At 67.4% G+C, this 17423-nt stretch carries 19 protein-coding genes; 6 read left to right on the plus strand and 13 right to left on the minus strand.

The window, feature by feature from the left end; genetic code table 11:
• Positions 1-19 precede the first annotated feature (19 nt).
• Complete coding sequence (locus C457_RS08065) at positions 20-1522, minus strand: DUF790 family protein (RefSeq protein ID WP_008093543.1); 1503 nt, start codon at positions 1520-1522, stop codon at positions 20-22.
• Between the two features lie 122 nt (positions 1523-1644).
• Between C457_RS08065 and C457_RS08070 the strand changes: the two genes are divergently transcribed.
• The gene (locus tag C457_RS08070; protein WP_049913447.1) at positions 1645-2037 is read left to right on the plus strand and encodes a hypothetical protein; all 393 of its coding nucleotides are present in this window, start codon (positions 1645-1647) and stop codon (positions 2035-2037) included.
• Between the two features lie 55 nt (positions 2038-2092).
• Here C457_RS08070 and C457_RS08075 read toward each other — a convergent pair whose 3' ends face one another.
• Positions 2093-3433 carry a DEAD/DEAH box helicase family protein gene (locus C457_RS08075; protein WP_008093546.1) on the minus strand — a complete coding sequence of 447 codons (1341 nt, stop codon included), beginning with the start codon at positions 3431-3433 and terminating at the stop codon, positions 2093-2095.
• Between the two features lie 135 nt (positions 3434-3568).
• Between C457_RS08075 and C457_RS20605 the strand changes: the two genes are divergently transcribed.
• A complete protein-coding gene (locus tag C457_RS20605) occupies positions 3569-3718 on the plus strand; it encodes a hypothetical protein (protein ID WP_008093548.1) in 150 nt (49 codons plus the stop codon).
• 31 nt (positions 3719-3749) lie between these two features.
• Here the strand turns inward: C457_RS20605 and C457_RS08080 are convergent, their stop codons facing one another.
• Genes C457_RS08080 through C457_RS08090 form a run of 3 tightly spaced genes read right to left on the minus strand, consistent with a single transcriptional unit; the run spans position 3750 to position 6456 of the window.
• Entirely contained in the window at positions 3750-4556 is an 807-nt protein-coding gene (locus C457_RS08080) for an ABC transporter ATP-binding protein (protein WP_008093550.1), read from the minus strand.
• Entirely contained in the window at positions 4544-5413 is an 870-nt protein-coding gene (locus C457_RS08085) for an ABC transporter permease (protein WP_008093552.1), read from the minus strand. Before C457_RS08085 ends, C457_RS08080 begins: the two co-directional genes overlap by 13 nt.
• Positions 5410-6456: an ABC transporter substrate-binding protein gene (locus tag C457_RS08090; protein WP_008093554.1), complete on the minus strand. Its 1047-nt coding sequence runs from the start codon at positions 6454-6456 to the stop codon at positions 5410-5412. The genes C457_RS08085 and C457_RS08090 overlap by 4 nt, the downstream gene beginning before the upstream one ends.
• Before the next feature lie 256 nt (positions 6457-6712).
• Between C457_RS08090 and C457_RS08095 the strand changes: the two genes are divergently transcribed.
• Positions 6713-7834: a pyridoxal phosphate-dependent aminotransferase gene (locus tag C457_RS08095; protein ID WP_008093555.1), complete on the plus strand. Its 1122-nt coding sequence runs from the start codon at positions 6713-6715 to the stop codon at positions 7832-7834.
• A gap of 130 nt (positions 7835-7964) precedes the next feature.
• Positions 7965-9533, plus strand: a complete 1569-nt coding sequence (locus tag C457_RS08100; RefSeq protein WP_008093556.1) for a Na+/H+ antiporter NhaC family protein — start codon at positions 7965-7967, stop codon at positions 9531-9533.
• Positions 9534-9661: 128 nt separating this feature from the next.
• Here the strand turns inward: C457_RS08100 and C457_RS08105 are convergent, their stop codons facing one another.
• A complete protein-coding gene (locus tag C457_RS08105; RefSeq protein WP_008093557.1) occupies positions 9662-10081 on the minus strand; it encodes a DUF5367 family protein in 420 nt (139 codons plus the stop codon).
• 81 nt (positions 10082-10162) lie between these two features.
• On the opposite strand from C457_RS08105, the gene C457_RS08110 reads away from it, so the two are divergent.
• Complete coding sequence (locus tag C457_RS08110; RefSeq protein WP_008093558.1) at positions 10163-10408, plus strand: hypothetical protein; 246 nt, start codon at positions 10163-10165, stop codon at positions 10406-10408.
• 226 nt (positions 10409-10634) lie between these two features.
• On the opposite strand, the gene C457_RS08115 is transcribed toward C457_RS08110, so the two are convergent.
• The 3 genes from C457_RS08115 to C457_RS08125 all read right to left on the minus strand — a co-directional run bounded on the left by C457_RS08115 (position 10635) and on the right by C457_RS08125 (position 13712).
• Positions 10635-11810: a redox-regulated ATPase YchF gene (locus C457_RS08115; protein WP_008093559.1), complete on the minus strand. Its 1176-nt coding sequence runs from the start codon at positions 11808-11810 to the stop codon at positions 10635-10637.
• Positions 11811-11888: 78 nt separating this feature from the next.
• Entirely contained in the window at positions 11889-12752 is an 864-nt protein-coding gene (locus C457_RS08120; protein WP_008093560.1) for a DUF4349 domain-containing protein, read from the minus strand.
• Between the two features lie 108 nt (positions 12753-12860).
• A complete protein-coding gene (locus tag C457_RS08125) occupies positions 12861-13712 on the minus strand; it encodes a polymer-forming cytoskeletal protein (RefSeq protein ID WP_049913448.1) in 852 nt (283 codons plus the stop codon).
• A gap of 121 nt (positions 13713-13833) precedes the next feature.
• Between C457_RS08125 and C457_RS08130 the strand changes: the two genes are divergently transcribed.
• On the plus strand, positions 13834-14037 hold the full coding sequence (locus C457_RS08130; protein WP_004976775.1) for a DUF5800 family protein: 204 nt from the start codon (positions 13834-13836) through the stop codon (positions 14035-14037).
• A 74-nt stretch (positions 14038-14111) separates the two neighbouring features.
• Here the strand turns inward: C457_RS08130 and C457_RS08135 are convergent, their stop codons facing one another.
• The 4 genes from C457_RS08135 to C457_RS08150 all read right to left on the minus strand — a co-directional run bounded on the left by C457_RS08135 (position 14112) and on the right by C457_RS08150 (position 17372).
• Positions 14112-15293: a DUF3179 domain-containing protein gene (locus tag C457_RS08135; RefSeq protein ID WP_008093564.1), complete on the minus strand. Its 1182-nt coding sequence runs from the start codon at positions 15291-15293 to the stop codon at positions 14112-14114.
• 120 nt (positions 15294-15413) lie between these two features.
• Positions 15414-16100 (minus strand): dolichyl-phosphate hexose transferase, encoded by a 687-nt coding sequence (locus C457_RS08140; RefSeq protein ID WP_008093566.1) that lies wholly within the window; start codon positions 16098-16100, stop codon positions 15414-15416.
• A 70-nt stretch (positions 16101-16170) separates the two neighbouring features.
• Positions 16171-16509: a hypothetical protein gene (locus tag C457_RS08145; protein WP_008093567.1), complete on the minus strand. Its 339-nt coding sequence runs from the start codon at positions 16507-16509 to the stop codon at positions 16171-16173.
• 107 nt (positions 16510-16616) lie between these two features.
• Complete coding sequence (locus tag C457_RS08150; protein ID WP_008093569.1) at positions 16617-17372, minus strand: ribonuclease H-like domain-containing protein; 756 nt, start codon at positions 17370-17372, stop codon at positions 16617-16619.
• Between the last annotated feature and the right edge of the window lie 51 nt (positions 17373-17423).

Below are 17423 nucleotides of genomic sequence, written 5' to 3' on the forward strand. Positions count from 1 at the left end.
GGCGCGGTGCGGCGCACCGCTACTTCTCTTTGACTGTCCCGCCGGTCAGCCCCGCCCACTCGACCCGGTAGCCGAGTCGCGAGAGGACCGCGCTCGCGTCGTCGAGGCCGCGGTCGTCGAGGACGGACTCGACCGTCGACAGCGACATCCCCGCCTCGACTTCCCCGGCGAGCGCGTCGAGGACGGCGGGCCGGACTAGGGTCCGCCCGACGAGTTCGTGTTCCGGGAAGGCCACGTCGTCGAGCGCGTCAACGGAGACGCCGCAGGCGGCCGCGAGGTCGGACAGGGTGACCACGTCGTCGTCCGGCGCGAGTTCGGCGGGGAGCGACGAGGCCGCGTCGGCGACGAGGTCGGACTCGTAGTCGCGCAGCACGTCCACCACGTCCTTCACGCGCACGGAGCCGGAGTAGGGGACGGCACGGTGGTCGCGGGCGGCGATGTCCTCGCCGACGCCGAGCGACTCGTCCACGGCGACGACGAGTTCCACGTCCTCCACGTCGGCGAGTTGGCCCAGCTTCTTTTCGACGTACTCGGGCGTCCAAAAGCCCATAATCTCGAAGAAGACGCGGAAGTCGGCGTGCGCGTAGTCGAACGCGAAGTCCGGAATCATCACGCTCGTCCCTGTGTCGAGGGGTTCCGGCTCCCGGACGAGCGACCAGTCGAAGTCGAGGCCGCGGAAGCGGGCGGCGAAGTCGGCCTCCACGCCGCTGTCGAAGCCGGGTTCGGCCATCGGCTCGACGCCGGGGACCGACACGTCGTCGCTCGTGAGCGTCAGTTCGCGTTCCGTCCCGCGGTCGTCGATGGTCGCTACGAGTCGCCAGTCGCCGGCGGTTGCGACCGACCGAAGCAGGCGAGCGAAGGCGGTTCCGTAGCGTCTGGTTCGCTGAAAGAGCGCGTCGGGGCCGGTGACGACGACCTCGCGCCCGGCGTCGGTCTTCCGGACCTCGTACATGAGACGGAGGCGCTTGACCGCCGAGACGACGGCCTTCGGGTCGGAGCTTCGGACCCGAACCTCGGTCGCGTCGAACAGGGCGGTCTGGGCGAGCGAAAGGTTGTACTGCGCGAGCAGTTCGTCGGGCGTCCACCGCGGGTCGAACTCGGAAAGCACCTGTTCGACCTCGCGGTCGGCCGTGAGCGACTCGTCGACCGCCTCGGGCGACGACCCGAGCGAGGACGCCGCGCGGTCGAGCGCCGCGGCTCGCTCCTCGGACGTCGTCACGCCGCCGACCGCCATCGCGGCCTCGAACGCGGCGCGGCGGGTGCGAACGGGAGGCAGGGGAGCCGCCGTCTCGAACACCGCCTCGCGGTCGAGCAGCGACGCGAAGCCGCGGGCGAGTTTGAAGTCGTCGGCCTCGGCTTCGAGATCCGCGAGGGCGTCGTCGAGGTCGGCCCGCGCGTCGCCGACGTGTCGCCGGAAGACGCCGATGGCCTTCGCAGCCAGCGGGCGGTCTCCCCGGTCAGCGAACTGCGGGTGGTAGCCGCCGCCCGCCCGCGACACGCGAAGCAGGTCCTTCGTCAGCACGCTCGCCACGACGGGACCGCGGGACAAAAACGACTCGGGCGGCGGGGCGAGAAGTGAGCGACGATGCGGACGACGACAACGCGGACGACAAGGTTCATTGCGCCCGCGGCGGACGCCATCGTATGGAGCGACGACGCCTCCTCGGACTGGTCGCGGTCGGCCTGTCGTCCGGCTGTCTCGGGTCGCTTCCGGGCGCGACGGGCCCGCGAAACCCGCCCGATGCACCGGCAGGGGAGCCCCGAGACACCCCGGAGGTACCGCCGGTTCGCATCTCCGAGGTCGACTTCGAGGCGACCGACGACGGCCGCCTCCGCGTCTTCGGGACGGTCGTCAACGACAGCGGAGCGGAGCGAATCGCCACGGTCGAAGCCCGTGTCAGCGTCCGCGACGAGGAGTCGACTCGGTCGCAGGAGCTCGCCGTCCCGGCCGCCGGGAGCGCCGACTTCGCAATCGAGTTCGAGTTCGAGTTCGACGTCTTCCGCAACAACGGCGATTTGAACGTCTCGCTGGCCTGACTCCGAAGGCGACCGCTTTCCCGCCGGTGCCGACCCGCGCCGACCCGCGTCCGCGTCACCGACGCCGGGCCGCGACCCGTTCTTCCGCCGTCTCGACGCTCACGAGTTCGTAGAGCGTCGCGGTCGAACCGTCGGCCTTCGGTCGGAGGATGCGACCGAGGCGCTGGGTGAACTCGCGTTCCGACCCCGACCCCGAGAGGAGGATGCCGACGTTCGCGTCGGGCACGTCCACGCCCTCGTCGAGCACGTTGGCCGCGACGACGGTGTCGTAGGTGCCGTCGCGGAAGCGGGCGAGGATTTCGCGGCGCTCTTTCGTGCCGGTCTCGTTGGTTATCGGCGGGACGAGAAAGCGCCGCGAGATGCGGTAGACGAGGTCGGTCGAGGCGGTGAAGACGATGACGCGGTCCTCGCGGTGTCGCGCGAGCAACCGGGCCAGTTTGTCCACCTTCGCCTCGGAGTTCATCATCACGTCGCGGGCGTGCTGCTTGGCGAGGAGCGCCTCCCGCGCTCTCGGGTCGTTCCCGGAGCGCATCACGAGTTTCTGGTAGTCGCTGCCCGACTGCATCGACAGCCCCGAGGTGCGCAGGTAGTTCACGAACGTCTCCTGTGCCTCGTCGTACGTCTCGCGCTCGTCGGCGGTGAGTTCCACCTCGATTCGGCGGACCTCGTAGTCGGCGAGGTGGTCGCCCGCCAAGTCGTCCACGTCGAGGCGGTACACCCGCGGGCCGACGAGTTCCTCCACGCGCTCGTGTGCGCCGTCGGGGCGCTCGAACGTCGCCGTCAGGCCGAGGCGGGAAGGTGCGGCGAGAAAGCGCGGAATGTCCTGATAGCCCTCGCCCCCGAGGTGGTGGACCTCGTCGAAGACGACGAGGCCGAAGTCGCCGCCCACGTCGTCGGCGCGGAGGTACGCCGAGTCGTACGTCGAGACCGTGATGGCCTCTTGGGTCTGCTCGCCGCCGCCGAACCGACCGACTGGCACGTCGAATTCGGTTTCGAGTTCTCGTATCCACTGGTCCTGTAAATCGATGGTCGGAACGACGACGAGCGTCGGTACCGAGCGGGCGACCATCGCGGCGACCGCGAGCACCGTCTTACCCGCGCCGGTCGGCAGTTCCACGACGCCGCGACCGCCCGCGTCGAGCCACGCGTCGAGAGCGGCCCGCTGGTAGTCGCGGAGGTCGTAGGTCGTCGAAAGCGAGAGGGGGGCGTCGAGAGCGGCCGTGACCCGGTCGTCGTAGTCGACGCCGGCCGCGTCGAGCGCATCCCGAATCGCGGCGTACCGCATCGCTGGGGCACGATAGCCGCCGCTTCGGGGGTCGGACTCGACGCCGGGAATTGAGATATCGAGGTCGGTGCCGACGTGAACGGTTCCGTCCTCGAAGCGGAGGGTCGTCACTACCGGCGCGTTGGCGGGGCGCGGTGATAAACCGACGGTCCCGCGGTGCGGCCGTCGGACCGGAGTCCCGTGCGCTTCCGGTCCCGCCGTCCGCGGGCCGAAGGTTCAAATCCGATGGCGGGGCTACGGACGTGTATGAGCGACGACCTCGACGACGCGGTCGCACAGTTCCTCAGCGACTACAACAGCGCGATGAAGGAGTACGAGAAGGGCTACGTCGACGCCGACGCGACGCTGTCGGTCATCGACGCGCACATCGACGAGTTGCGCGAGGCGCGGAAGTAGAGACGCGAGAACCGGGACGTAGAGGCCCGGATTACTCCCCGATGAGTCCGCGAATCCGCTCGACGTATTCCGCGAACTCGCTTTCGGTCCGCTCGCGCGGGCGGTCGATATCGACCGAGACGATTTCGCGGACGCGACCCGGGTTGGCGGCCATGACGACCACGCGGTCGGCGAGCGTGACGGCCTCCTCTACGTCGTGGGTGACGAACAGCACCGTCTTGTCCGTCTCCGCCCAGATGTCGAGCAGTTCGCCGTGGAGCATGTCGCGGGTCTGGGCGTCGACCGCGCCGAACGGCTCGTCCATGAGGAGCAGTTCGGGGTCGACCGCGAGCGCGCGGGCGATGCCCACGCGCTGTTTCATCCCGCCGGACAGCTCTTTGGGATAGGCGTCGGCGAAGCCGTCGAGTCCGACGAGTTCGAGCATCTCCGTCACGCGTTCCGAGCGCGCCGGCTCCTCGACGCCCTGTTCCTCGAGCCCGAAGGCGACGTTCTCGGCGACGGTCCGCCACGGAAACAGCCCGTACTCCTGAAACACCATGCCGCGGTCGGTGCCGGGGCCGGTGACGGGCGAGCCGTCGAGGGTGACCGCGCCCGACGTGGCGTCTTCGAGGCCGGCGATGATGCGGAACAGCGTCGTCTTGCCGCATCCCGAGGGACCGACGATACAGACGAACTCGCCGTCCTCGACCGCGAACTCAACGTCCGACAGCGCCTCGACCGTCCGGCGGTCGGAGGCGTAGGTCTTGCCGAGCGAGTCGACCCGGACCGTCGCGGTCTCGTCGGGGCCGGTCGCGGTCGTGTCGGCTCCCGCGTTCGCGTCTCCGCTCATGCTCTCCACTCCAGCGCCCGCCGTTCGACCCGGCGGAACAGGCCGTCGCTCACGAGGAAGACGATACTGATGACGAGCATGTAGGCGACCGACACGTCCATGGCGAGGTTCTGCGCCGTGTTGAGAATCTCGTAGCCGACGCCGACGCCGACGATGAGTTCGGCCGCGACGACGATCATCCAACACTGGCCGATGCTCGTCCGGATACCGGTCATGATGGAGGGGCTGGCCGCCGGGAGGACGACCTTCCGAATCATCGTCCAGTCGTCGTCGACGCCGAGGGTCGCGGCGACCTCCTTGAGGTCCTCCGAGACCCCCTCGACGCCGCCGTAGGCGCTGTAGAAGTTAATCCAGAAGGAGCCGATGGCGACGATGAACGTCGCGCCCTGGTGGTTGACGCCGAGCCAGATGACGGCGAAGCCGATCCACGCCAGGGGCGGAATCGGCCGGAGGAGACGCGTGACGGGCGTGAAGACGCTGTCGACGCGAGTGTTCCAACCCATGGCGACGCCCGCGAAGACGCCGAGCGAAGTCCCGATGAGCAGGCCCGGCACGTAGTGGTAGAGGCTCTGAATCAGTTTGACCACCAGTCGAGTCGCCGGGAGTTCCGCGCCCGTAAAGGGAATCGACAGCGACGCCGGCGCGGTGAGTTCGACGACGAACGCCGCTAGCACCTCGACGGGCGAGGGGAGGAGATACGTGGGCTGGAACAGCGCGGCGACGTACCAGACGGCGAGAAAGCCCGCGAAGCCGGCGACCGCGAGCCCCGTCTGTTCCGAGGAGAACCCCGCGAGCCGGTCGAGCAGTCGCTCGTCCGCGTCGGTCTCCGAGAGGGCGACGCCGCTGCCGACTTCGTCGTTGCTCATAGCGAGTCGTAGATGCCGTAGTCGAACATCTCGTCGACGGTCAACTGGGCTTCCGTCTTCCCGAGCGTCTGGGCGTAGTCCGCGAAGATTTCAGCGCCGCCTTCGATATCGTGGGGGTCGGTGATGAAGTCCGACGCGGGGGAGTCGAGCGCCGCGCGAGCGGTCTCGACCGGGAGCGCGCTCTCTCCGATGACCGAACTCGCGTGCTGGGCGGCCGTGTCGGGGTTGTCGGCGACGAAGTTCGTCGCCTGCTGGTGGAGTTCGACGAACTCCGTGGCGAGGTCGCGGTTGTCCTGCCGGAGGCGGTCGTGCATGAGCGTGACCGCCGCGGGCTGGCCGGGCATGAAGTCGCCCGCCCACGCGATGGGCTGGAACGGCGCGTCGTTGGCCTCGATGACCGTCGGCACGGGCTCCATGATGCTCGTGCCGTCGATGTTGTTCGAGAGGAGCGCCTGCTGGACCGCGGCCGCGCCGCCGAGGCCCTTGATGTTCACGTCCTCCTCGGGGTCGAGCCCGAGCGTGTTCTGAATCCAGTAGCGGAGCAGGATGTCCGGAACCGACCCCGGCGGAAAGGTGCCGAAGGTGAACTTCCGGCCCTCTCGGGCTTCGAACTCGGCGAAGGCGTCCTTGCCGTGTTCCTCCCAGAGGGCGGCGAAGTCGTCGGTGGCGAGAATCTGCATCGCGTTCTTGATGTTCGCCGCGGTGATCTTCGCGGGGATGCCCTTGTCCATGACAATCATCGCCGGGACGATACCGAACATCATCACGTCGAAGTCGCCCGTCGCCGACGCCTGCACGATGCTCGGGCCGTCGGAGAATTTCTTGCCAGCCACCGGGACCGAAAGCTGGTCGAACAGCCCCTCTTCTTCCATCACGAAGTACTGCATGTCCGGGTAGATGGGCATGTAGGCGACGTTGAGTTCGTTCAGCCCGCTCCCGCCGGACCCGCCGAGACAGCCCGCGAGGCCGGCGGTCGCGGCGAGGCCGGAGCCCTGCAGGAATCGTCTACGGCTGAGTGAAGTCGAGCGTGGTGCCTCTGTCATTGCCATCGTTACGAATCAGCGCCTTATTCCGGGCGCGTACGCGGTAACGATAGACGCGGTAGATGACGCGCGAGAACCGATGGAAATCCGGTTCACGACCGTATCCGGGGTTGAAACAGTCTGTCCTCCTGAATTGCCTCCTCCAAGATAGCGGCAGTAAAATCCGTTACTGTCCGTCGGTCACGTCACGGGGCCGACGGGTCGACCGCGACCGTGCGTGGGAAGAACTATCCCGAACCGCGACGCGGGATAGGATATGACGCACTTCTCCGACCGAGTGGAGCGAATCTCCATCAGCGGCATTCGCAAGGTGTTCGAGGCGGCTGGCGAAGACGCTATCAACCTCGGGCTGGGCCAACCAGACTTCCCGGCCCCGGACCACGCGCGACGGGCGGCCGTCGAGGCCATCGAGGCCGGCGAGGCGGACGGCTACACGGGGAACAAGGGACTCCCGAGCCTGCGCGAGGCTATCGCCGAGAAGCACCGCCGCGACCAGGGCGTCGACCTCGACCCCGGCGACGTCATCGCCACGGCCGGTGGAAGCGAGGCGCTCCACATCGCCATCGAGGCGCACGTGAACGAAGGCGACGAGGTCATCATCCCCGACCCGGGCTTCGTCTCCTACGACGCGCTCACCAAACTCGCCGGCGGCGAACCGGTGCCGGTCCCCCTCCGCGACGACCTGACGCTCGACCCCGAGGCGGTCGAAGAGGCCATCACCGACGACACCGCGGCGTTCGTCGTCAACAGCCCCGGCAACCCGACGGGCGCGGTGTCGCCGCCCGACGACATCGCCGAGTTCGCCCGCATCGCCGACGAGCACGACGTGCTCTGCATCTCCGACGAGGTGTACGAGTACACCGTCTTCGAGGGCGAACACCGCTCGCCCATCGAGTTCGCCGAGACCGACAACGTCGTCGTTGTCAACTCGGCCTCGAAGCTCTTTTCGATGACCGGCTGGCGGCTGGGTTGGGTGTACGGCTCTCCCCGCCGGGTCGAGCGCATGCTCCGCGTCCACCAGTACGTGCAGGCGTGCGCCTCCGCGCCGGCGCAGTTTGCGGCCGAAGCCGCGCTCAGCGGCCCGCAGGACCGAATCGAGGAGATGACCGAGACGTTCCGCGAGCGCCGCGACCTCGTCGTCGAGGGGCTGGAGGACATCGGCCTCACCGTCCCGTCGCCGGGCGGCGCGTTCTACGTCATGCCCGAGGTTCCCGAGGGCTTCGTCGACGAGTGCATCGACCGCGGCGTGATTATCGTCCCCGGCGAGGCGTTCGGCGAGCACGGCCACGGCTACGCCCGCCTGTCGTACGCGACCGACACCGAGTCGCTCCGCGAGGCCATCGAGATAATGGGCGAGGCGTACGACGCGGTCGTCTGAGAATCTCGCACGTCCGTAACCGCCCGATTCGTCGACCGCACCACGGCAACGGACGGCATCCGATACGTCTTATTCTCGGCGTTTGAAGTGAAAACCCTTAACTTCGGGAGCTGGTGACGAAACGTTTGTCATGCCCGCAGAGACGCACGGAGTCATCAGCCTGCTACCGGCGCTCTTCGCAATCGTGCTGACGCTGGTCAGTCGGCAGGTGCTCCTCTCGCTTTTCACCGGCATCTGGATCGGTGCGACCATCCTGGTGGGATGGAACCCAATCGGCGGGGCGGCGTACTCCCTCCAGTTGGTCATCAACAACGTGACCGAGTCGTTCAACAGCAAACTCCTCCTGTTTACCTTCCTCTCGGGTGCGATGCTCGGGATGATATTCCTCTCGGGCGGGATGAACGCGCTCGCACAGCGCATCATCGCCCGCATCAAGACCCGGAAACAGGCCGCGTTGGGGACGAGCGTCCTCGGGATGCTCATCTTCGTCGACTCCTACGCGAGCACGATGATCACGGGCTCGGTGATGCGGCCCATCACCGACAAGTTCGACATCAGCCGCGAGAAGCTGGCGTACCTGCTCGATTCGACCACCTCGCCCGTGGTGAGCGTCGCCGTCGTCTCGACGTGGGTCGGCTTCGAGGTCGGACTCATCCGCGAGCAGTTCGCCTCGCTCGGCATCGACCAGAGCGCCTTCGTGGTGTTCCTCCAGAGCATTCCGTTCCGCTTCTACAGCCTGCTCGCGGTCGCGCTCGTGTTCATCCTCGTCGTGATGGACTGGGACTTCGGGCCGATGAAGCGCGCCGAACGCCGCGCGAAAGAAGAGGGGAAGCTCCTCGGCGACGACGCCGACCCCCTCATCGAGACGCGCGAGGAGGACATCGTCACGCCCGACCACGTCGATTCGCGCTGGTGGTACTTCGCCGCGCCCATCGTCACGCTCGTCGCCGTCACCGGCTTCGGTCTGCTGTACTCCGGCGGCTGGCCCGGGCTTGCACCCGTCGAGGCGCTGAAGGAGGCGGCCACCGCCGACGCCATCCTCTGGGGCGTCTTCTCGGCGTGCGCGCTACTGCTCGCTATCCTCGTCGGCCACGCCCGCGTCGAACTCGAAGCCGTCAGCGACGCCATCTTCGAGGGGTTCAAGATGGTCATGTTCCCCGTGGCCGTCCTCTCGCTGGCGTGGACCATCGGCGGCGTCAGCCAGGCGCTCGGCGTCGGTGCGTTCGTCGTCAGCATCGCCGAGGGCGTCATCACGCCAGAAATCCTGCCCGCGGTCGTCTTCCTCGCCGCGGCCATCATTTCGTTCTCGATAGGTACGTCGTGGGGAACGATGAGTATCATGTTCCCCGTCGCGGTGCCGCTTGCCTACCAGCTCGGCGCGCCGCTGCCGGGCGCAATCGGCGCTATCCTCACCGGCTCGCTGTTCGGTGACCACTGTTCGCCCATCAGCGACACGACGGTCCTCTCGTCGATGTTCGCCGGCGCGGACCACGTCGACCACGTGAACACGCAGATTCCGTACGCCGTCCTCTGCGGAGCCGTCGCGACGGGGCTGTTCCTCGCGAGCGGCTACGGCGTGGGCTCGCTGGCGCTCCTCGGCATCGGCGTCGTCGCGCTGTTCGCGCTCGCGTACTACCTCTCGCAACACGCCGACGTGAGCGTCCCGACCGCCTTCGGCTCCTCGTCGGAGTCGGACTGACGAGTCCGACTCGGACCGCCGCTTCGCGCCCTATTTTTCGCGTCGTCGCGCGTGACTGAGCAGAAGAGAGGAGAGTCGCACTGTCGCCGAGCGGCGGCTCGACGATGGAAGCGTCGGCCCGAATCGGGTCACCGACCGACGAACCCCGAGACCAAAACCGTCGCGTACGCCAGGAGCAACAGCCCGCCGAAGAGCCCCGCAGCTTCGAGCCCCATGTTCGGGTAGACGAGCGAGAACAGCGCCGTCGAGACCGCGTCGACGAGCATGCCCGGGACGACGAGCAGCGCCGCGGCCTCCCGTTTCGCGCCGCCGGAGAGCCCGCGCCACCGGAAGACCCCGACCGCGAGCGCCCACATCGCGGGCACCGTCAACGCGAACACCGCAGCCGTGACCAACGGACGGGAGGGAACTAACACGAGCTGGCCGACGACGCGGAAGACGAGGCCGGCGACGAGGGCAATCGCCAGTCCGACGCCGAGAAGCACCCGCGTCTCGGACAGCGGGAGCCGACGAGCGTCGGCCTCGGAGACCTGTGAACCGATTGTCATGCGTTCCGTACGCGGGCGAGAAGTATCAGCGTTCGTACGGGCCGTAGGTTATTATGTCATTCAGAAGTAACGATTGGGCGGATGTCAGTTCTCTCGACCGCCGACGAAGGGAAGTTCCTCATGGACGAGGAAGCCGAACAGATCGGAATCGTGACCGAAGTCGACACGGACGCCCAAATCGCGTACGTCGAACCCGACCCAGACATCGCCGAGGCAGTCGTACAGGGCCTCGGCTTCGGCGACGCCGACGGCGACGACATCGAAGTACCCGCCGCGTCGGTGGAGACGGTCACCGATACGGAACTTCGCGTCGCCAAAGACCTCTAAGCCGCAGTCGGTTAGGAACCGATGATTCCATTTTTATCGCGTAAACCCGGACGAGCGACCGCCACGCCCCGGTGAACGATACTCTCGACCCGTTCCTCTGTCGTACGTCGGTGAGCTGCTGAACTCCAATTCCATATAGCGCCATTTGATTTATCTGTGGCGTGGCGGACGGAGTACTGACCCAAGAAGAGCGACAAAATCCGCAGAAAAGACGAATCGACGACAGTTACTTCGCCGTCGAGACGATTTTGATGACGTCACCCTCTTCGAGTTCTTGGTCTTCGGCGATGCGGCGTTTCGCTCGCGCGTCGACCGCGTGGAGATAGCCGTCGCCGATGTCGGAGTGGACCGCGTACGCGAGGTCCCGCGGCGTCGACCCCCGCGGAAGGAGGAAGGCGTCGGGGAGGACGTTACCCGTGCCGTCGGTCCACTTCGACTCGTTTTGGACCGGGTAGACCGTGATTCGGTCGAGCACGTCGTAGACCGCGGTGTCGATGGCCTCCTGCGTGCCGGTGCCGCCGTGTTCGCCCATCAGGTCGCGGATTCGTTCGAGGCCCTTCTCCTGTGCGCCGCTCACGTCGCCGACGAGTTCGAAGTCGTCGTCGCCGGGGTGGTAGTCGATGATGCCCGCCTCGCGGGCCCGCCGGAGCGCGAGTTCGCCGTCCGCGGTGGCCGCGATGACGGGCTTCCCGGTCTCGGCGAGTCGTTCGAGGTTCTCCGGGGGCGCGATGTCGACCTTGTTGGCCACGAGGACGATGGGCTTGGTCCGCCGGCGAATCGCGCGGGCGAGTTCCACGCGGTCCTCGTCGTCCCAATCTTGGGGATTCGGCGAGTAGTCGAGGTCGCGCAGGACGGCGGCGATATCGTACTCGCTCGCGCCGACGCCCGTCAGGAGGTCCGAGAGGGCGTCGTCCATGTCGAAGTCGGGCGACCGCGACTTGCGGACCACGGACTCCCAGTTCTTGTGGACGATGCCGGCGAGCCACTGTTCGAGTTCCTCCTCGATGAAGTCGACCTCCTCGACGGGGTCGAAGCTCCCCACCTCGACGGGTTCACCCTCGGCGTTCGTCCCGCCGGAGGCGTCGACGACGTTGACGATGGCGTCCGCGTTCGTCAGCTCGTCGAGGAACTGGTTACCGAGGCCGCGGCCCTCGTGCGCGCCGGGAACGAGCCCGGCCACGTCGACGAGTTCGACGGCGACGTAGCGGATACCGTCCTCGCAGTTGCCACAGCGCTCGTCGCGGTCGAGACAAGGACAGCGGGTGCGAGCGTGCGTGACGCCGCGGTTCGCGTCGATAGTCGTGAAGGGGTAGTTCGCCACGTCGACCTCGGCGAGCGTCGAGGCCGTGTAGAACGTCGATTTGCCGGCGTTCGGCTTGCCGGCTAACGCGAGAGAGAGCATGGCTCGACGATGGTCGCGGACGCGGAAAAACGCTCGCGTGCGAGGACGCGCGAGCGACGAACAGAGACCGGCGAGCGGTCAGTCCGTCAGTCGCCTGTAGGCGGCGCGGCCGGCGAGCACCACCCCGCTCCCGAGAATCGCGAGGAGGCCGCCGAAGACGACGAGGTACGGGACCGCGTAGGCGACGGCGACGACGAGCGCCCGAAGGGCGACGAACGCGCCGTTGACCGACTCGGAGAACGCCTGTAAGACCGGCGTGTCGTACCACTGCGCCGGGCCGGGCGGCCGCTCGGACAGCGAGACGCGGACGGTCGAGAGGGCGACCCGGTCTTCGAGCGACTGCTTCTGGGCTTCGAGCCGCTCGATTTCGGTCTGGACCTCGGTCAGGCGCTCTTCGACCGCGAGCACGTCTTCGGTCGTGTTAGCCGACTCGTAGAGTTCGCGGAGGCGGTCACGCTGCGCGCGGAGGTTGCTCAACCGCGCTTCGATATCGACCAGTTGGTCGGTCACGTCCTGCGAGTTCGTCTCGACGCGCTCGACTTCGCCGAGGTCCTTCATGTCGGCCATGAACGCCGAGAAGTCCTCGGAGGGGACGCGCACGACGAGTTGACCCGAGCGGTAGGTGCCGCCGCTCCGGCGGTTGACGTACTCGTTGGAGTCGCTGATGTAACCGCCGTAGGACTCGGCGGTCGCTTCGACCGCGTCGCGCGACTCGTTGAACTCGTCGACGGTTAGTTCTATCCGGCCGTTCTTGATGACCGCCCGCCGCTGGGCCTGCGGGAGGTCGTCGCCGCCCGTCTGTTCGGCGTCGGTGGAGGCGGCCGTGTCGGCGGCGAGCGAGACGCTCTCCGCGCCGCCAGCGCCACCGTCCGCCGCGCCGCCGGTACACCCGGCGAGGAGGACGAGGAGGGCGACCGAGAGAAGTTTCAGTCGATTGTCCATAGACGACACTCTCCACCTGAGGGATTAATCGTTGGGTAAGCACAAACGACGACTGTTGCTATCGCGGCGCACGGGGAGCCGCGGTCGCTCGGTCGGTCTCGAATTCGGTTACTCGGCCTCGCGGGGGAGGTTATCGCGGTGAATGCGCATCTCGCCGCGGGCGCGCATCGTGCCGTCGACGTGCGCGCCGGCTTCGAGCACGAGGTCGTTACAGGACACGTCGCCGAGGACGCGCGCGTCCTCGTGGATGCGGACCTCGCCGTTTCGGGTGGTCACGTCGCCGTGGATGCGCGTTCCGCTCCCGACGACGATGTCGTCGCGGGCGCGGAGGCTCCCGAAGACGTTGTTGTCCTCGGCGAGGTCGATGGACTTCGCGCGGATGTTGCCGTGGATTCGGCAGTCTGACCCGACGTGTGCGGGCGTCGAGACGCGCCACGCGTCGTCTGAGACGGTGGCGTTCCGGGGAATCACGAGCGGGTCGTGCGGCGACTCGCCCGAGAGGGTTTCGGCGAGTTCGTCGGCCGCCTCGTCCTCGCCGAGTCGGAGAAGTTGCGAGAGGACGATGAAGTAGAATACGAGCGTCGGGATTGGGTTGCGGATGACGATCCAGCCGTTGGCCTCGAACCCCTCTTCGATGTCGACGTCGTCGCCGATGTCGAGGTCGCCCGAGACCATCAGGCGGCCGGCGATGTGGACGCGCTCGCCGAGGTAGGCGTCGTTGCCGACGAGGACGTTTCCGGCCACGTCGTCGAGCATGTCGAGTCGGCAGTCGGCCTCGGCCTCGATGTCGCCGCCGAAGGTGACGCGCTCGCCCGCGAGGACGTTCTGTCCGCGGACGCCGAACTCGACGGTGCTCTGCCCGCCGACGACCACGTCGCCGTCGGTGACGAGGTCGTGTTCCTCGACCGTCGTCCCGTCGGGAATTTCGAGCGCATCGAGCGGGTCCGTACCCAGTGACACGCTCCGAACCAACACCCGTGCCATAATAAACCGTCCGCAAGACGACCGTCAGACACGACGGGGGCCGCCGGTTTCGCGACGACGACGCGTATTTAACTACTCGCGGAAAACAAAGACAGGTATGACGATTCTCTCTTTCGACGACGACGGCGTAGACGTGGTCTACGAGGGAACGGAGTTCCGCCTCGAAAAGGCCCTCATCGAGGAGGCCATCGGGAAGTCCTACCCCGACGTGACCGACCACGAGGTGCTGAAAATCGTCGAGAAGGAGCCCTCCCTCTCCGGCGAGCCCCGGCGCGTCCGCGACATCCTGAACTCGTCGTAGCCGCCGCCCGAACGGCCGAAACTCCGATTCTCCGCGTATCGCCCTCGAATCACGCGCGCTCGCCGCGCGAACGACTACTCCTCCTCGCCGGTCGCGTTCTTCACCCCGTAAATCTCCGTCTCCGGGTTGAAGTCTGCCCACGCGAACCAGAACATCGGCGAGCGGTCGTTGGCCCGCGTCAGGACCGACCCCTCGTGGGGACCGTCGAGCGCCCGGCCGGTGAGGAGGTTCCACCGCGACCCGGCGGCGACGAGAACCGACCCGTCGCGTTCGAACGCGACGGCCTCGCCGTCGACCCGGCGGACGTAGGCGACGAGACTCCCCTCGGCGGAGGCCGCCACGACGACCGGGAGGTCGCCGACGGTGTCGTTGACGACGCCCGCGCGCTCCACCGCGTCGAGCGGGTAAGCGCGGGCGACACCATCGGCGGCGACGCCGACGACCGACGTTTTCGGGTGCAATCGGTCGTCCGCCGCGTCGTTGAAGCCGATGCCGATGGCGCTCGACTGCTGATAGCTCGCGTAGGGGTTCACGTCGTACTGGCGGGTCTGCCGCCCGCGAATCGTCCCCGAGACGGGCGGCGGAACCAACACCTCGGTCTCGGGGTGGGCCGCCCGCCACTCGCCCCACGTGGAGCTGGTCGAGGGGAGGAGCGACAGCGTCTCGCCGGTCAGTTCCCCGCGAATCGCGGTCGCGAGCACCTGGCTCCACAGCGAGTTCGTCCGGTCGTCGTACATCACGAGGTCGGACATCCAGAGCAGGCCCGAGACGCCGAAGTACGTCGGCTCGCCGCCGGCGAGTCTGTCGGCGACGACGGCGCTCCCGCACAGCGGACAGTAGGTCACGACCACGGGCCGGCCGTCGAAGTCGTCGTTGACGATTTCGTGCCAGTTCAGGACAGCGAGCGGGTAAGCGCGGGCGATCCCGTCGAGTTCGACGCCGACCACCTCGTCGCCGTCGTCGAGCGTCGCGTCCACCTCGCCGAACCCGCTCCAGTCGGCCGCGAAGACGGGGGCGGTGATGGCCGGGATGGCGTCTTTCGACGCGCCCCGGCGGAGTTCGTCCTCGGGGACCGGAAGCTCGAACGGGCCCGAGTACTCGCCCGCGGTGGAATCGGTTGTTTCGGCGGGCTCGGACGCGTCATCGGCTCCCGCGTCGTCGCCCGCGACCGGCGGGTCACTTCCGAGACAGCCTGACAGAGCGACACCGGCACCGAGTGCGGCGAGAACCCGGCGTCGGTTCGTTGTCGAATCCATGCCCGATATTCGACCGAGTCGCCTATGAGAAATGTGCGGTTAGGTATCGATGCGCACGACCGTCGCGGGGTCGTCAGTTCGGAGTCGGGCCTGAAGGGAGAAAACGAGCGAAGCGGCCGCTCAGAACCGAAGTCGCTCTTCCAGACAGACTTTGACGATGGACTTCCCGATGGCCGCGCCGCCGGCGAAGGGGTCAAGTTTCGTCTCGCCTGCGCGCTCGCGGTAGGGGATGGGCACCTCGGCGATGTTGTAGCCGCGCATCGCGGGGCGGATGAGGAGTTCGGCCGACAGCCCCGTGTTCTCGGTCCACTCGATGTCGTGGAGGAGTTCCCGGCGGTACGCACGCATTCCGGTGGTCGTGTCGTGGACGGTCGCGCCCATGAGGAAGCTAGCGACGCGGGCGAACGCGATGTTCCCCGCGCGGTTGAGTCGGGGCATCGTCTCCGCGCCCTTCGTGATTCGGTCCCCGGAGACCACGTCGTAGCCGTCGTTGATGAGGTCGAGGAACTTCGGGAGATACTCCATCGGATAGGTGTCGTCGCAGTCGGTGGTGACGACGACCGGCCGGTCGGGCGCGAGCACCGCGGCCTCGACCGCGACGCCGTACCCCTGCGGTTCCTGTTCGATGACGCGCGCGCCCATCTTGCGGGCGATTTCGGGCGTTCGGTCGTCGGAACCATCCACGCAGACGACTTCGGCGCGCCCGTCGGTGATTCGGTCGATGTCCGCCAGAACCGACCCGATGGCCTGTTCTTCGTTGTACGTCCCCATCACGACCGCGAGGTCGTCGAAGGTGTACTCGGTCATTGGACGGGGTTATTGACGGTCGCTCTTGAACTTTTAGGTTTGCCAAAACCGTGGCGTGCGAGGGCCGGTGTTAGCTCAGTCCGCGGCTATCGGGCTGGTCTTCCAGTTCTTTCGCGTGGTCGACGAGGTAGTCCATGAGGCGGGTCGCCGACGCTTCCACGTCGTCGAGTTCGTCGTTCGACTGCCCGCTGACGCGGACGGAGAGTTCGTAGAGGTCGAGTTCGACGTGGGGGACGGTCTCGTCGCCGTTGCCGTTGTCGCGCTCGTCTGTGCCGCCGTCCGCCGCTTCGACGGTCGCGTCGGCGTCGACCGGCTCGTCGCCGTCTGTCGATTCGGTCGCATCGTCGGACGGCGGGGTCGAATCGGCGGGGTCGTCCGCCTCGGGGTCGGCGTCGGGGTCGTCGGTCATGTGCGGCGCGTCGCTTCGGGGGATGAAAAAAGCGCGGGGTTCCGGCACGCGCTCGCGGGTCGCCGACCCTCACCGAATACGGTCGCAAACACGCCTCTGCGACCGATTCAGGCGAGGTCCGCGTCGAGTCCCTCGCAGGCGCGGTCGTGGAGGCGACCGGTGACCGTCTCCATGAGGCGTTCGAGGTTGACCGCGTCCTCGCGGTTGTACGACACGAGCGTATCGAGCGACGACTGGTCGCCGCGCTCGTACTCGCGCCAGAGGCGGACGGCGTCGCGGCCGGAGATGTCCGGGCGGTCGCGATCGATGCCGACGTCTTTCTCGATTTGTTTCAGCCCGCCGGTGAGGTCGAGCGTCCGGCACGGATACATCAAGTCGACGTGCGGCACGTCGATGGAGACGTCGAACGAGGTCTCGAGGAACGGCACGTCGAAACGCGCGCCGTTGAACGTCGCGATGAGTTTCGCGTCGGCGAACTGCTCGCGGAGGGCGTCGGCGGTCAGGTCCTCCCCGCTGACGAGCGTCGTCGTCTCGCCGTCCTGATAGAACGAGACGGTCGTCACCGAGTCGCGCTCGGGCGAGAGGCCGGTCGTCTCGATGTCGAAAAAGCACGTCTCGTCGCGGAAGTTCTCGTACAGTCGCCAGCGCTCGCCCGAGGGGAAGCAGTCGTCGAAGAACCACGAGTTGCCGTCGTCGAGGTGGGCGTACGCGTCCGCGATGAACGTCTCGATTCGGTCGCCCGTCTTCGCGCCGACGAGCGAGGCGTCGAACTCGTCCCAGTGGGTCGACCCGGCCCGCCAGAGGTTTCGCTCCGTCCGCTCGCCCACGCCGCGGACGGGGATGAAGCTGTTCTCGATTCGCATGTCCGACAGGGGGGCGTCGGCGACCCTAAATGCGTCGTCGTGGGTCGGCGG

The organism is Haloferax prahovense DSM 18310 (genome assembly GCF_000336815.1).
Classification (GTDB): domain Archaea; phylum Halobacteriota; class Halobacteria; order Halobacteriales; family Haloferacaceae; genus Haloferax; species Haloferax prahovense.

Bases quoted from the DNA above. Each gene is read 5' to 3' on its own strand.
- C457_RS08110 (WP_008093558.1), top strand. From the start codon at position 10,163: ATGTCAGTTCTCTCGACCGCCGACGAAGGGAAGTTCCTCATGGACGAG.
- C457_RS08105 (WP_008093557.1), bottom strand. From the start codon at position 10,081: ATGACAATCGGTTCACAGGTCTCCGAGGCCGACGCTCGTCGGCTCCCG.
- C457_RS08120 (WP_008093560.1), bottom strand. From the start codon at position 12,752: ATGGACAATCGACTGAAACTTCTCTCGGTCGCCCTCCTCGTCCTCCTC.
- C457_RS08100 (WP_008093556.1), top strand. From the start codon at position 7,965: ATGCCCGCAGAGACGCACGGAGTCATCAGCCTGCTACCGGCGCTCTTC.
- C457_RS08140 (WP_008093566.1), bottom strand. From the start codon at position 16,100: ATGACCGAGTACACCTTCGACGACCTCGCGGTCGTGATGGGGACGTAC.
- C457_RS08090 (WP_008093554.1), bottom strand. From the start codon at position 6,456: ATGACAGAGGCACCACGCTCGACTTCACTCAGCCGTAGACGATTCCTG.
- C457_RS08130 (WP_004976775.1), top strand. From the start codon at position 13,834: ATGACGATTCTCTCTTTCGACGACGACGGCGTAGACGTGGTCTACGAG.
- C457_RS08070 (WP_049913447.1), top strand. From the start codon at position 1,645: ATGGAGCGACGACGCCTCCTCGGACTGGTCGCGGTCGGCCTGTCGTCC.
- C457_RS08115 (WP_008093559.1), bottom strand. From the start codon at position 11,810: ATGCTCTCTCTCGCGTTAGCCGGCAAGCCGAACGCCGGCAAATCGACG.
- C457_RS08135 (WP_008093564.1), bottom strand. From the start codon at position 15,293: ATGGATTCGACAACGAACCGACGCCGGGTTCTCGCCGCACTCGGTGCC.
- C457_RS08095 (WP_008093555.1), top strand. From the start codon at position 6,713: ATGACGCACTTCTCCGACCGAGTGGAGCGAATCTCCATCAGCGGCATT.
- C457_RS08150 (WP_008093569.1), bottom strand. From the start codon at position 17,372: ATGCGAATCGAGAACAGCTTCATCCCCGTCCGCGGCGTGGGCGAGCGG.
- C457_RS20605 (WP_008093548.1), top strand. From the start codon at position 3,569: ATGAGCGACGACCTCGACGACGCGGTCGCACAGTTCCTCAGCGACTAC.
- C457_RS08085 (WP_008093552.1), bottom strand. From the start codon at position 5,413: ATGAGCAACGACGAAGTCGGCAGCGGCGTCGCCCTCTCGGAGACCGAC.
- C457_RS08145 (WP_008093567.1), bottom strand. From the start codon at position 16,509: ATGACCGACGACCCCGACGCCGACCCCGAGGCGGACGACCCCGCCGAT.